This window comes from Brachybacterium huguangmaarense (assembly GCF_025725725.1).
Classification (GTDB): Bacteria; Actinomycetota; Actinomycetes; order Actinomycetales; family Dermabacteraceae; genus Brachybacterium; species Brachybacterium huguangmaarense.
In genome coordinates this window covers 1,337,013-1,350,686 of record NZ_CP107020.1, presented here as the reverse complement: position 1 = coordinate 1,350,686, position 13,674 = coordinate 1,337,013, and the positions used below count along the sequence as shown (strand labels likewise).

Below are 13,674 nucleotides of genomic sequence, written 5' to 3'. Positions count from 1 at the left end.
GGCCGTCCCGGTCGCGTCAGCCGCGCAGGGATCGGCGGTCGGCCTCCATCCGGCCGCCGATCCACAGCGACGCCGCTCCGGCGAACACGAGCAGCGCCGCCACGGTCGCGAACACCGTGAAGGTGGGGGTGCGGGACGGCCGGATCCCCTCGAGCATGGAGTTGATGCCGCCCGCATCGCCGCCCGCGGCGACGGCGGGCGCCTGCGGATCGACGTCGACGCTCACGGGCGCGGTCACGACGATGCCCGCGGAGTCCTCGACGACGTACTCGACGGAGCCGCCGGTGCCGCGGAAGCCGCTCTCGGGGACGAACGTGAGGACGCCGTCCCCGCGCACCGTGTACTCGCCTTCGCCGGGCACGACGAGGCGGGTGCCCGTCCCGTCCGTGAGCTCGTCGGCGTTGGCCGCCCGCGGGGAGAACAGGCGCACGGTCCGCGCGCGCAGCGGATCGGAGGCGCGGCCCGGGGTGTCGTTGGCCAGCAGGTCCACGGACAGGACCTCGCCGGGACGGCCGCGCAGCTGGTCCGCCCGGGCCGTGGGCGGGTAGGCCGTGTACTCGGCCACGAGCATCGCGCTCACGGGGTTGTCGGCGTACAGGCCGAGGCCGCCGTAGGGCACCGGGTCGGGGCTCGCCGTCACGCCCTCCTCGGGGGTGAAGCGAGCGATCCGCGCGTCGAGGTCGAGGGTCCAGGTGCCCTGGCCGGGCACGGTGAGGGTCAGGCCGTCCTTGGACAGCTGCGCACCGTCGGGCGCACCGTCGGTGAGGAAGCGCAAGGAGTCCGCGCGCACGTTGCGCGAGCCGTCCATCGGCGCGAACTGCACGACGGATCCGGGGTGCTCGGCCACCACGCGGTCGGTGAGGGCGGCGTAGCCGATGCTCAGCAGGGCCGTCGCGGTCTCGGCGCCGTCCGCGTCGGAGCCGCGGATCCCGATCGGGTTCACGGTGTGCACGGCATCGGAGTCCGGCGTGAAGCGCACGTGTCCGGTCGCGCGGTCGAGGGCCCATGTGCCCTGGCCGGGGACGGTCGCCCGGGTGCCGTCCTCGGCGAGCTCGACGCCCTGCACGCCGGGCGCGGCGACGAGGCGCAGCGAGCCGGGGACGACGTTCTCGTCGACCTCCGAGACCGGCAGGTCGACGCTCTGGCCGAAGGGTGCCGATCGCACCATGTCCTGGATGACGGGGGTCGAGACGGTGACGACGGCGGGGGTGACGGCGTCGCCGGAGGCGTCGCGGGCCGTGTAACGGATGGGCGAGGGCTCGCGGCCCAGGCGGGGGCCGATGGGGGTGAAGGTGAGCGAGGTGCCGTCCGTGGAGAGCTGCCAGGTGCCCTGGGAGGGGACCTGGGCGCGCCGGCCGTCGCTCGTGAGGGTCGAGCCGCTGGGCAGCCCGTCGAGCAGGAGCCGGGCGCTGCCTGCGGTGACGCCCTCGGCGCCGTCCATGAGGTCGACCGTGACGGCCTCGCCCTCGGCCGCTGTGGCCTCGTGGTCCGTCACCGCTCCGTCGTCCGCGAGGGCCGGGGTGCCGGTGCCGAGCACGAGGCCACCGGACAGGAGGATCGCCGCCAGGCGCAGGGACCAGCGGGCGGTGCGCCGGCCACGCGGCTGCTCGCGGTGGCGGGCCTGCTCGCGGGCGCACGGGCGGGGCGCGCGGGCAGGCGGGATGGGCGGCACGCGGTCACGCTACCAGGGGCGGTGGCGCCACCCGGGGCGGAGGTGCGGCTCGGACGTCACGACACCACGGCGCTCCCGCGTGGGCCGGGGCGTGACGCTCGGCCTCGGCCCGGGACACCGGCGCCGCAGGTCGGCCGGATCCGGGCGACCCTCTGTCGGGCGCTCATCTCGCTCTAGGCTGGGCCCATGGACGACTCGACCACGCCCGTCACGGACTCCGCCACCGCCTCGGGGCTTCCCGCCCTGACCGACCTGGTCCCGCTGCTGCTCCCGCACCTCGTGGCGTGGATGCCCGCGCAGCGGTGGTATGCCGCGAAGTCCGCCGCGCCCTCGGACGTGTGCCTCGTCGCGAGCGCCGTCGTCGCGCAGACGGGCCGCGACCAGGTTCTCGACGTCGTGGTGCGGGTGGGCACGGCGCCCCGCACCACGGACTACCAGGTGCCGCTCGTGCTGTCGCCCGCCGACGCGGCCCCCGCCGCGCACGGTGACCCCGCTGCCGAGATCGCCGTGCTGGCCGTCCCGGGAGGGTCGGTGCGGGTCCAGGACGCGACCCGTACCGCTGTCGGGCGCGCGGCGCTGCTGGGCGTGGTGGTCGACGGACGTGAGATCGCCGGGGACGGCCTGCGCCTGCGCGGGGAGCCGGTGGCGGGGCGCGGTCGCGGCCGCATCGTGTCCTCGCGCCTGCTGAGCGGCGAGCAGTCCAACTCCTCGATGATCGTCGAGCTCGACGGCGCCGCGCCGGTGATCGCCAAGCTCTTCCGCGTCCTGCAGAGCGGCGACAACCCGGATGTCGTGCTGCAGGGCGCCCTCGACGCCGCGGGCAGCGAGCAGGTCGCGCCGCTCATCGGCGCCGCACGGGTGACCTGGGGCGAGGGCGCGGACGCCGACGAGAGCGGGCACGCCCTGTTCATCCAGGAGTTCCTCACGGGTGTCGAGGACGCGTGGCGGGTCGCGCTGCGGGACGCCGTGGCGGGCGTCGACTTCTCCGCCGGGGCGCGCTCCCTGGGGGAGGCGACCGCGCGGGTGCACCGCGATCTGGCCGATCGCCTGCCGACCCTCGACCCGTCGCCGGCCGAGCGCGAGCGCCTGGTCTCCTCGATGCTCGCGCGCCTCGAGGAGGCACGCGCCGAGGTGCCCGCCGTCGACGCCGCCGCCGAGCCCCTCGCCGCCGTCATCCGTCGCACGCTCGACGTCGCGTGGCCGCCGTTCCAGCGGATCCACGGCGACTACCACCTGGGCCAGGTGCTCGCGGTGCCCGATCGCGGCTGGGTGCTGCTGGACTTCGAGGGCGAGCCGATGCGCCCGCTCGCCGAGCGCTCGCTGCCCGACTGCCCGGTCCGCGACGTCGCCGGCATGCTGCGCAGCCTCGACTACGCCGCCGGCGCCGTGCTGCTCGAACACGCGACCGACGTCTCCGCGTGGGCGGCCCGCGCACGGGACGCCTTCCTCGCCGGGTACCGCGAGATCGCACAGATTCCCGACGACGACGCGGTCTTCGCGGTGCTGCTGGCCGCGTTCGAGGCCGACAAGGCCGTCTACGAGGCGCTGTACGAGGCGCGCAACCGGCCCGCCTGGGCCCCGATCCCCCTCGCCGCCCTCGAGAGGATCGCCGGCTGAGGGCTCCTGCCCTCGCCCCTTCGCTCTCCCTCGCCCCTCGTCTCTCGCCCCTCGCCGAGCGCCACCTGACGGCACCTATCCGGGCCGATAGGTGCCGTGAGCTGGCGCTCGCCCAGGGGGGATGCCCTGGGGGCGGGGGCCCAGGACGGCGACGCTGCGCGGCTCCCCCGCCCCGCGTCAGTCGACGGGGACGAACTCGATCGGGGAGACGGACGAGTAGCGGTCGTCGCGGATCGCGACGACCCCGACGCCGCCGATGAAGGGGGCGAGAGCCTGCGGGTTCTTGCCGGGGTTGGCGAGGATGACCTGGAAGCCGAAGTGGCGGAAGGACTCCATCGCGGCCGTGATGAACTTGCCCGCGCCCTTCGAGAACGCCTCGTCGATGATGATGGGCGCGTAGCGCGGCACGTCGGCGCCGGTGCCCGCGAGCTGGTAGCGCAGCGCCGCGGCGAGGCAGAACGTGGTCAGGCGCTCGTTCTGGCCGCCGGACAGCGGGCCCCCGGACTCATGGGCGTGGACGACGGTGCCCTCGGCGTCGACCTCCTCGGCGTGGAAGTGCACGTGACGACGTACGTCGAGGATCACGCGGGAGACCTGGTCGTCGTTCGTGCGCGCCGCCGAGATCAGGCCCATCAGGTGGCGCAGCGAGATGAAGCGCTCCTCGGCACGGTCGCGGTCACGCGTGACGTCGTTCTCCACGGTGTCGCGCGCCGCCTCGTCGAGGGCGTCGCGGAACTCGTCGAGCGCCGCGAGGTGCACGGGCCGCATCGAGAGCTGCAGGTAGCGCCCGCGGTGGAACTCGACCTGCGCGAGCAGCGAGTTGATGCGCTGGAGGCGCTTGCGGATCTCGGCAGGCTCGCGGCCGATCGCGGTGGCGAGGGCCTGGACGTCGCCGAGCGTGTTGCCGGTGAAGAACTCGAAGAAGCGGTCCTCGACCTCGGGGAGCTTCTCCTCCTCGATGCGCTGGAGGATCGCGAGGTAGTCGCCCGCGGCGTCGAGCGAGGTGTCGGTGTCGCCCGCCTCCGCCGGCCAGCGGCGGCTGAACTCGCGCATCGCCGTGCGCATGTCCTCCTCGGCGCGCGAGGTGCGCCGGGTGAGGTCCATCAGCTCGGCGTCCAGCGTCGCCGAGGCGTCCTTGGTGACCTGGTCGATGTTGGCGAGCACGAGGGTCGGGGCGATCGCCGCGAACCGCTCGGCGAGATCGTGCTCGACCTCGGCGGACAGCTCGCGCGCCTCGATGCGGGTGCGCGCCTCGGCGAGCCGGGCAGATGCGCGCTCGGACTGCTCGGCGAGGCGCCCGAGGGTCCGCACGACGTCGAGGAGCTCCTCGTCGGCGTCGGCGATGGACTGCTCGACGTCGTCGATCTGGCGCGCGAGCTCGGACAGCGCCTGGGAGCCGTCCTCGGCGGCACGGACCATGTCGCGCAGGTTCGCGATGCGGCGCGCGACGGACGCCGCGTCGATGTCGTCCCAGGTCACCGACGAGATGGCCTGGAGCGCGAAGAGCCGCTCGCGGCGCCGCTCGTCCTCGGTCTCGACGTCCTTGCGACGTGCCTGGGCCTCGAACAGGGCCTGCTCGGCACGTGTGCGCTCGGCCTCGAAGACGGACCGCTTGGCGCGGTTGTCGAAGCCCAGCACCCACTGGGAGCGGTCGTTGATGGCGCGGTCGGTGTTCTTCTCGTGCCGCGTCGCGGAGTGCTTGATCTGCCCCGAGCGGAGCACGGCGCGGGGCAGCCGGGTGAACTCCTCGAGGGTCTCGGCGCACACGTAGTCCATGCGCGAGGAGATCTCGTGGGACAGCCACGGGTGGAACTCGCCGTCCTTGATCTCGATCTTGGAGGCGAGGGTGCGCTCGTCGATCGCGCGGACGGGCTGGCGCAGGTCGGTGTTGATGCGGTTGTAGGAGATGCGGCGACGCAGTCGGGTCCGGTCGATGACCGCGGCGACCTCGCGGTAGACCCGGTCGGGCACGAGGATCGAGCGGGCGAGCCCTCGCAGCGCCTGCTCGGCGGCCGCGGTCCACTCCTCCTGCCCGGCCCGGACCTGCAGCAGCTCGGCCGCGAAGGGCAGCGAGGTGGGGGCGATGCCGACCTCCCGGGCGATCGCGTCGCGCAGGGCCACGTCCTCGGAGTGGAGGTTCGAGGCGCGCGTGGTGAGCGACTGCAGCTCGGCGGTCGCGGCGCGCAGGGTCTCCGTCTGCTCGCGCACGGCCGCCTCGGCGTCCCAGCGGCGCTGGGACGAGGAGCGCTCCTCCTCGTCGAGGTCGCGGCGCATCGCGGTCACGTCCCGCTGGACGGCGAGGAAGAGGTCCTCGCTCACGGGCGTGCGCAGGTCGACCGTCGCGAGCTGGGCCGCGAACTCGGTCGCGCGCTCCTTGCGGCGGTCGCGCTCGACCTCGAGGCCCGCGATCTGCTGCTTCCAGTCGTCGATCTCGCCGCCGCCGGCCCGGCGGCGCTGCTCCTTGAGCTGGGCCAGGTCGGCGCGCGCGTCGGCGACGTCCTGGGTCAGCCGACGCTGCTGGGCGCCGGCCCGGTCGTGCTCGAGCTGCAGCCGGTCCTCCTCACCCGCGAGGAGCCGCACGAGATGACGGGCCGCGAACAGGTCGATGTCCTCGCGGCGGTCGACGAGCTCGCCGCCGCGCTCGCGCATCTGCGTCCACGAGGTGTGCGCCTCGCGCAGGGCGCGCAGGGTGTCGCGCTGCTCGCGCGCGGTCACGAGCGCCTCGTAGACCTCCGAGAGGTTGTGGAAGTTGGCGAGGGCCTGGTCGGCGAGCTCGAAGGTGCGCGGCTCGTCGAGCATGTAGTCGCGCAGGAGCGTGTTGACGTCGCCGAGCTCCTTGGCCGACTGGATCTTGTGGAGCAGCTGGAGCGCCTTCTCGTCGGGGATCCCGAGCAGCTGGCAGAACTTCGCCCGGTACTCGCGGAACTGGCGGAAGGTCTCGGTGCCCGGGATCGCCTGCTCGAGGGCGCGGCCCTCGATCTGGGTCGAGACGAAGGGGCGCAGGTCGGTGACGTCGAGCGGGGTGCGCGAGATGACGTAGAGGGACTTCACGTCCGAGTCGGCGCGGTGGCCCGCGTGCAGGAGCAGCAGACGGGACAGCTGGATCGTGTGCCCCTCGCCGTCGGAGTAGCGCAGGGAGATCACCGAGAGCGTCGAGGTCGCGCGCAGGACCTCCTGGCTGAACTCACCCGTCGCGGCGTCGTAGTGCATGGCCCACGCGCCGCGCACGTACGAGGCGACGGTGCGGCGGCTCTTGGAGCGGGTGGGGCCCGCGTCGGAGGCGGCGGCGTTGAAGTGCAGTGTGCGCGGCGGGGTCAGCAGCGCGCTGATCGCGTCGAGCAGGGTGGACTTGCCCGTGCCGGGGCCTCCCGTGAGGAAGAAGCCCTTGGGGCTGATCGCGAGGTCGTGCGTGCCGTGGAACGTGCCCCAGTTCGACAGCTGGACGTGCACGAGCCGCCACTGGCCCGGGTGCGGGTGATCGGGGTCGGTCGCGACGGGCTGGTCGACAGGGGCCTCGCGGAGGCCGGGGAGGTCGAGGGCGGCGGCTGCGGATTCCACCGGGCCAGGGTACCCAGTGGGGCCGACAGCCGACCCCTGCGGTGCAGAGATCGACGATCGGACATGTCGGCCATATGGCCCCCTTGCGCCAGCCCCTCGCTCCTGTAGTGTGTGCCCGGTCAGATCCGGGAGCTACAACGAGGTATTCCCATGAACGCACTGGTCCTGCGCAGCGCGATCGTCGCCGCGATCGGCGGGCTCATCTTCGGCTTCGACACCGCCGTCATCTCGGGCGCGGAGGAGGCCATCCAATCCCAGTTCGGGATGAGCGACTTCATGCTCGGCTTCACCGTGGCCACGGCCCTGATCGGCACGATCATCGGCGCCCTCGTCGCGGGGCAACCGGCCGACCGCTTCGGCCGCAAGAAGGTCCTCTACGTGATCGGCGCGCTGTACGTGATCGGCGCGCTCGGCTCGGCCCTCGCGCCCAACGCCGAGGTGCTCATGATCTTCCGCCTCCTCGGCGGGCTCGGGGTGGGTGCCTCCTCGGTGTGCGCCCCGATCTACACCGCGGAGATCGCCCCGCCCAAGAACCGCGGCACGCTCGTCGGGCTCGTGCAGTTCAACATCGTGCTCGGCATCCTCGTGGCGTACGCGTCGAACGCGATCATCCGCGTGGTCGCGCCCGAGGACATCGCGTGGCGCTGGATGCTCGGCGTCATGGTGGTGCCCGCCGTCATCTTCCTGCTGCTCCTGTTCACGGTCCCGGAGACCCCGCGCTGGCTCATGGCCCACGGCCGCGAGGCCGAGGGCGAGCAGGTCTCGCGCCGCCTCACCCGGACCGCCGAGGAGTCGGCCGACCAGCTCGCGGAGATCCGCTCGAGCCTGGCCCAAGAGGCCAGCGTCCAGGGCGTGCGGTTCTTCACCCGCAACCATGCGCGGGTGATCCTGCTGGCGGTCGCGATCGCCTTCTTCAACCAGATGTCGGGGATCAACGCGATCCTCTACTACGCGCCCCGCGTGATCCAGGAGGCCGGTGCGGGCGAGAACGCCGCCTATCTGATGACGATCGCCGTCGGCGTCATGAACCTGATCGCGACGATGGCGGCGCTCACCGTGATCGACCGGCTGGGACGACGGACCCTGATGATCGTCGGCACGATCGGCTACCTCGTCTCGCTCGGCTTCCTCACGGTCGTCATGTTCTACTTCGAGAAGGTGGGCTTCTCGTCCGTCTCGAGCGTGCTGGTGCTCGTGGGCCTGCTCGTGTTCATCGCCGCGCACGCCTTCGGCCAGGGCTCGGTGATCTGGGTGTTCATCTCGGAGATCTTCCCCAACCGCATCCGCGGGCGCGGCCAGTCGCTCGGCAGCCTCACGCACTGGACCTTCGCGGCGATCACCACGTGGCTGTTCCCGCCGATCATCGGCGCGCTCGGAGGCGGCGTCGCCTTCCTCGTGTTCTTCATCGCCATGGTGGGCCAGCTGGTCTGGGTGCTGCGCGTCATGCCCGAGACCAAGGGCGTGCCGCTCGAGGAGATGGAGGCCGAGCTCGGGCTCATCGAGGATCCGCGGGCCGCTCGCGACTCGGCCTGAGAGGCGGCCCCGGCCGGGTCTCGCCGCCGGTCCAGGTGGGTCGGGGCGTGGCGGCGTGCTGGGGCTGGGTCGGGGCGGTCGGCGACACCGGAGGGCAGCCCTCCCCGAGTGCCAGCTCACGACACCTATCGGCCCGACTATGTGCCGCTGTGTGGCACTCGCATCCCGGTGCCGACGCGGGACCAGGACCAGACTCTCGCACGGCACGGTCAGCGCGTCGCCCAGCCCGTCAGCCGATCCCGCCCAGCGCGTCGCCCAGCCCGTCAGTCGGTCCCGCCCGACGAGTGGACCAGCCCGTCAGTCGGTCTCGCCTCGGGCGCCGTCCTCGGCGTCGTGCGGGTCCTCGAGCGCGACGCCGGAGTCGCGGTAGAGCCGGATGAACTCGCGCGCGGTGTCGGGGTCGATCATGAGGCGGAGCACGGGCGAGACCTCGTAGGCGTCGCCCTGCTCGTCGAGCAGGCCCGCACGCTGCAGCTTGGCGATCGAGGCGCGCACCTCCTTGGCGAAGCCGGCCTCGTCGGTCGAGGCGGTGCGCCGATAGGCCGCGAGCGACTGCTCGATCTCGCGTTCGGACACGACCGCGCGCTGGCCGCGCGAGGACTGGGTCAGCAGCGTCTGGCGCAGGACCAGCAGCAGCACGGAGTCGAGGCGGTTGAGCCCCGTGAGGCGGCGCAGGAGCTTGGGGGCGTCGGCGTCCTCCTCGCTCTGGCGGACGAACGCGACCTGGGCGTCGTCGTCGACGACCAGCTCGAGGAAGAGGTCGGCGAGGCGGGCCTCGATCGCGGCCCGGTCCCGGAGCAGCTGCGTGTAGCGCGTGGAGTCCTTGCGGCCGTCGATGAACGGGCCCTGGAGCAGCGCGACGAGCGCGCGCCGGGACTCGTCCGTCAGCTGCCCGAGGATCACGGAGGTGCCCTCGGAATATTCGTCGTCGGACTCGTGCCGGGCCGAGGCGGTCGCAGTGCTCACGGCGCCCCAGCCTACCGTCGGTCGACCGGGCAGGGCGGCAGAGCCTCGCACGTGGCAGAGCCTCGCCCGGCGGTGCGGTCGAGCAGCAGTGTGGCAGGCCCGCTCGACCGAGGGCCCATGCGGCTGGGCTGACCCCGTTTTTTAGGTCCGGTGGTTCTGGGAGTCGTCCTGTCGCCCGTGGTTGCGGGCAGGGAGACTGGTCAGATCATGTCGAACAGCAGGAAGCGTCACACCCCGGAGCAGGTCGTCCGCAAGCTCGGGCAGGCCGACAGGATGCTCGCCGACGGCAGCCCGGTGACCTTGGCCTTGAGGATCTGGGCCACACCTGCGACCTTGCCACCGGGCAGGCCCCAGTACTGTGCGGACTCACTGGTGACCAGCACCAGGGCCAGGTTCGGATCGTCCACGCCGTCGGGGAAGTAGCTCTTGGCGGAGTCGTCCCACAGCTCGGCGATCTTGGCGCGGTCCTCGACGAACTTGGCCTGCCCGCCACGGACAGCCAGGATCCGGCCTCGGAGACGTTGAGGTTCACCTCGGGGCCCTGACGCAGGGCGTCGGCCTGATCGCCCTGCAGGCCCACGAACAGCCACACATCAGCATCGTCGGTGACGTCCTGGACGGTCATGGGGTGGGACAGCAGCTTGCCGTCGGCGCGGGCGGTGGTCAGCATGACGATGCTGGTGCCGCGCAGCTTCTCGACGACGTCCTGCTGGGTGAAGTCCTGGTCGGTGCTCACGGTTCCTCCATCGGGTCGAGCGGGTGGTCGAACGGGGTGCGGGCCCCTGGGCCACACCTGGATGAGCGGGCGCGCCGACGTCGGGCGGCCGCGCCCGGTGATGCGTCGACCGTAGGCTCCGCACCTGCGACGGGCACCCAGGAACCCGACCGACCGGTCCCGGGATGCCAGGCAGCTCGTCGCGCACTCCGGCGGCCACCAGCACCCTTCGGGACCGGATGCGGGTGCCATGCCCCTTCGACCATTCGGTCACAGCAGGCCGTCCGTTCATGGGGCCTGCATGTCGTAGCGTGGCCAGGTGACCCACACCTCCGGCTCCCCGCAGCGGGAGCACACCACCGGCTCCTTACAGCGGGAGCACACCAGCAGCACGCCCGCGGATGACCGGCCGCCCGCCACCCCCGCCGAGGCGGCCACCAGCAGACCCGACATCCCCGTCGGTCTCGACAACGCCCCGGAGGGCCCGGGCGTCTCCGCGGCGGGGTTCGCGGCCCCCGTGCCCGCGATCGTGGCCGGGATCAGCGAGGCCATCGGGAACACTCCCCTGATCCGTCTGGACTCCCTGTTCCCCGACTCCGGGGTGGAGATCCTGGCGAAGCTGGAGTCGGTGAACCCGGGCGGCTCCACCAAGGACCGGCCGGCGATGGGCATGGTGCGCGACGCCCTGCAGACCGGGCGACTGGCCCCCGGCGGCACCGTGGTGGAGTCCTCCTCCGGCAACCTTGGCGTGGCCCTGGCCCGTGCCTGCAACGCCCACGACGTGCGGTTCGTGTGCGTGGTCGACGCCCGTACCAACGCCACCACCGTGCGCACCATCCAGGCGCTCGGCGGGGAGATCGACCTGGTCTCCGAGCCCGATCCAGCTACCGGCGACCTGCTCACCGCCCGCTTCAACCGGGTCAAGGAGCTGCTGGAGGAGATCCCCGACGCGGTGAACCTGTACCAGTACGGCAATCCCGCCAATCCCCGTGCCCACTACGACGGCACCATGCGGGAGATCGCCGAGGCCACCGGGCACCAGGTGGACGTGCTGATGGCGGCGGTGTCCACGACCGGAACCATCGGCGGCTGCTCCGCGTACATCCGCGACCACGACATGAGCACCCGCGCGATCGCGGTCGACGCGGTGGGCTCGGTTCTGTTCGGTGGCACCGCCGCGCCCCGCCCCCTGCCCGGCATGGGTGCGGGCGTGGTCACCGAGCTGTCCCGCCAGGTTCAACCCGATCAGGTGATCCGCGTGGAGGGCCTGGACTGCGTGGTGGGCGCCCGGCACCTGGCACGCAGCGAGGGCATCCTGGCCGGGGGCTCCACCGGCGGCATCGTGCATGCCCTGGGCGGGCTGATCCCCAGCCTCGAGCCCGGCACCCGCGTGGTGTTCGTGGTGCACGACGGCGGCGTTCCCTACCTGGAGACCGTGTACGACGACCAGTGGGTGCGGGAGAACCTCGACGCCGACACGGACGCGATCGCGGAGGGGATCGAGCAGCTGCGCAGGACCGCCCGCCGTGGCTGAGCAGCCCTCCGTCCGGGCCGGCACGGCCCATCCGGCCCGCAGCGACGGTGCTGCCCGCCCGATTCGCGACGACCGCACTGCACCGCCCATGGCAGCCGCTGAGACACCGCTTCGCCCGGCCGCCGATGCGCCGCTGCGGCTCGCCGTCGTCGGTGCCGGACCGAAGGCGCTGTACGCGCTGGAGGAGCTGACCGCGCTGTTGGATGCTGCGGGCTCCGCCACGGCCACCGCCGACGACGCGGGAGCTGCGGCCTCCGCATCGTCAGCAGCATCCGGCCTGATCGTGACGGTGATCGATCCTGTCGACGTGCCGGGTACGGGCGCCGCCTACCACTCCGGCCAGCCGCACCACCTGCGGCTGAACGTGACGGCGGCGATCCTGGATGAGCCCGCCACCGGCGACTTCCCCGCGTACCCCAACTGGGTGCAGGACCCGTACCCGCAGCTGGCCGACGAGCCGTACCCGCCGCGCGCGGTGGTCGGCGAGTACCTCGCCCAGCGCTGGCAGCAGATGATCCATGGTCTCTCCCGGCATGCCCGCGTGGAGCACGCCCGGGCCCGGGTGACGGACCTGCGGCGCGAGGGCAGCGCCTGGCATCTGACCACCGACGCTGCTCCCGCGGACGTCGGCCCGGTGGACGAGGTGCTGATCGCCACCGGTCACGCCGCTGGCCACCGGGGCGCCCTGGTGCACCACTGGAGTTCACCCCTGCCCCTGGTCCCGGCGGTCCTGCCCGCTGAGCGGATGCTCAGCGCCGAGCAGGTCCCACCCGGTTCCCGGGTCGCGGTGCGCGGCGGGGCGCTGACCTTCATCGACGCCTTGCTTACCCTCACCGAGGGCCGCGGCGGCACCTTCACCGAGAGCACCGAGGTCGACGCGAGCGGCGGCACCGAGGCGGATGTCCCTGCCCGCCTGGTGCACCATCGCGGGCCGCACGAGCCGACCGTGATCCGGCCGATCACCCGGCAGGGTCTGCTGCTGGATGCGAAGCCGGACCCGGGATCACCCCTGACCGGGGCCGGCGAGCGCGCCGTCGAGCAGGCCCGCGCCCGATTCACCTCCGGCCAGGGCATGGGCCCGGACGCGGTGCTGGCGATCGTGGTCGATGCCGCCACCGCCATGCTCGAGGGGACACCCGCGCCCAAGAAGCACGCCAGTACCTCGGGACGGGATGCGCGCGACACCGTCGCTGGTTCTCGCGCGGCCGTCGAACACACGCTGAGCACCGGTGCGGAACCCCATCTGCCCCGCGGCGCGGGGCGCGCCGAGGCGGCGCTGCGTCGCAGCATCGAGACGGCCCAGGGCCACCGCTCGCCCGGTCCGGCCTGGGCGCTGGGTCGCGTGTGGCAGACCCTCTACTCCCCGGTCTCCGCCGCCCTGCGCGGCAGCGACGCCCCCGAGGAGGAGTGGGCGCGCTTCCGGCAGGCCGCGCAGGTGCTGGAGCGGTTCGCCTTCGGCCCTCCGCTGGTCAACGCCCGCAAGCTGCTGGCGATGATCGACTCCGGCGCGGTGGACCTGTCCTGGATGGATGGTGGGACGGGCATCGACGGCAAGAGCATCCATGTCGCGCCCGTGACCGAGAGCTCCGACGCCACTGCCACGGGCCGGCATGTTGACGCCACTGCCACCGGCCGGCACGACGACGCACCGTCGGGCGGCGATGTCGACGTGGTGATCGACGCGGTGCTCACCCCGCCCGGTCTGCTGAACCTCACCGACGAGCTGGCGGGGTCGCTGCTGCACCGCGGCCTGGTGCAGGTGCGGCCCGGCAGGCGGGGGGCGATGATCGACGAGGCCGGCTCCCCCGTCGGCCGCGATGACGCGCCACTGGTCGCCCCCGACGGTCGGACCGTGGCCGGGCTCGCGCTGATCGGGCGGCCCACAGAGGACCATGTCATCGGCCACGACTCGCTGAACCGCCACCTGCACCACGAGGGCCGATGCTGGGCCCGACGGATCGCGGACCGGGTTGCGGGCGCTGACGATGCCGCTCCCGCTGACGCGGCCGCCCCTGCCGCGCCGGCTGACGCAGCTGTTCCTGCCGCCCCCGTCCCCGCTGTCGCCCCCGAGTGAGAGGA

At 73.0% G+C, this 13,674-nt stretch carries 7 protein-coding genes and 1 pseudogene; 4 read left to right on the top strand and 4 right to left on the bottom strand.

The features are described from left to right. Positions 1–16: 16 nt before the first annotated feature. Positions 17–1,672, bottom strand: a complete 1,656-nt coding sequence (locus tag BRM3_RS05920) for an Ig-like domain-containing protein (RefSeq protein WP_263595157.1) — start codon at positions 1,670–1,672, stop codon at positions 17–19. Between the two features lie 186 nt (positions 1,673–1,858). Here BRM3_RS05920 and BRM3_RS05915 point away from each other — a divergent pair, with 186 nt between their 5' ends. Then, complete coding sequence (locus BRM3_RS05915) at positions 1,859–3,289, top strand: maltokinase N-terminal cap-like domain-containing protein (protein ID WP_263595156.1); 1,431 nt, start codon at positions 1,859–1,861, stop codon at positions 3,287–3,289. Between the two features lie 177 nt (positions 3,290–3,466). Here the strand turns inward: BRM3_RS05915 and BRM3_RS05910 are convergent, their stop codons facing one another. Beyond that, positions 3,467–6,847, bottom strand: a complete 3,381-nt coding sequence (locus BRM3_RS05910) for an ATP-binding protein (RefSeq protein WP_263595155.1) — start codon at positions 6,845–6,847, stop codon at positions 3,467–3,469. Positions 6,848–6,997: 150 nt separating this feature from the next. On the opposite strand from BRM3_RS05910, the gene BRM3_RS05905 reads away from it, so the two are divergent. Next, positions 6,998–8,380 (top strand): sugar porter family MFS transporter, encoded by a 1,383-nt coding sequence (locus tag BRM3_RS05905; RefSeq protein WP_263595154.1) that lies wholly within the window; start codon positions 6,998–7,000, stop codon positions 8,378–8,380. 297 nt (positions 8,381–8,677) lie between these two features. Here the strand turns inward: BRM3_RS05905 and BRM3_RS05900 are convergent, their stop codons facing one another. After that, positions 8,678–9,346 (bottom strand): DUF4194 domain-containing protein, encoded by a 669-nt coding sequence (locus BRM3_RS05900; protein WP_263595153.1) that lies wholly within the window; start codon positions 9,344–9,346, stop codon positions 8,678–8,680. A 290-nt stretch (positions 9,347–9,636) separates the two neighbouring features. Further along, a pseudogene (locus BRM3_RS05895) lies at positions 9,637–10,082 on the bottom strand (pyridoxamine 5'-phosphate oxidase family protein); the annotation flags it as partial. Positions 10,083–10,380: 298 nt separating this feature from the next. Here BRM3_RS05895 and sbnA point away from each other — a divergent pair. Continuing rightward, positions 10,381–11,595 carry a 2,3-diaminopropionate biosynthesis protein SbnA gene (gene sbnA, locus BRM3_RS05890; RefSeq protein WP_263595152.1) on the top strand — a complete coding sequence of 405 codons (1,215 nt, stop codon included), beginning with the start codon at positions 10,381–10,383 and terminating at the stop codon, positions 11,593–11,595. Further along, positions 11,588–13,669 (top strand): FAD/NAD(P)-binding protein, encoded by a 2,082-nt coding sequence (locus tag BRM3_RS05885; RefSeq protein WP_263595151.1) that lies wholly within the window; start codon positions 11,588–11,590, stop codon positions 13,667–13,669. The genes sbnA and BRM3_RS05885 overlap by 8 nt, the downstream gene beginning before the upstream one ends. Positions 13,670–13,674 lie beyond the last annotated feature (5 nt).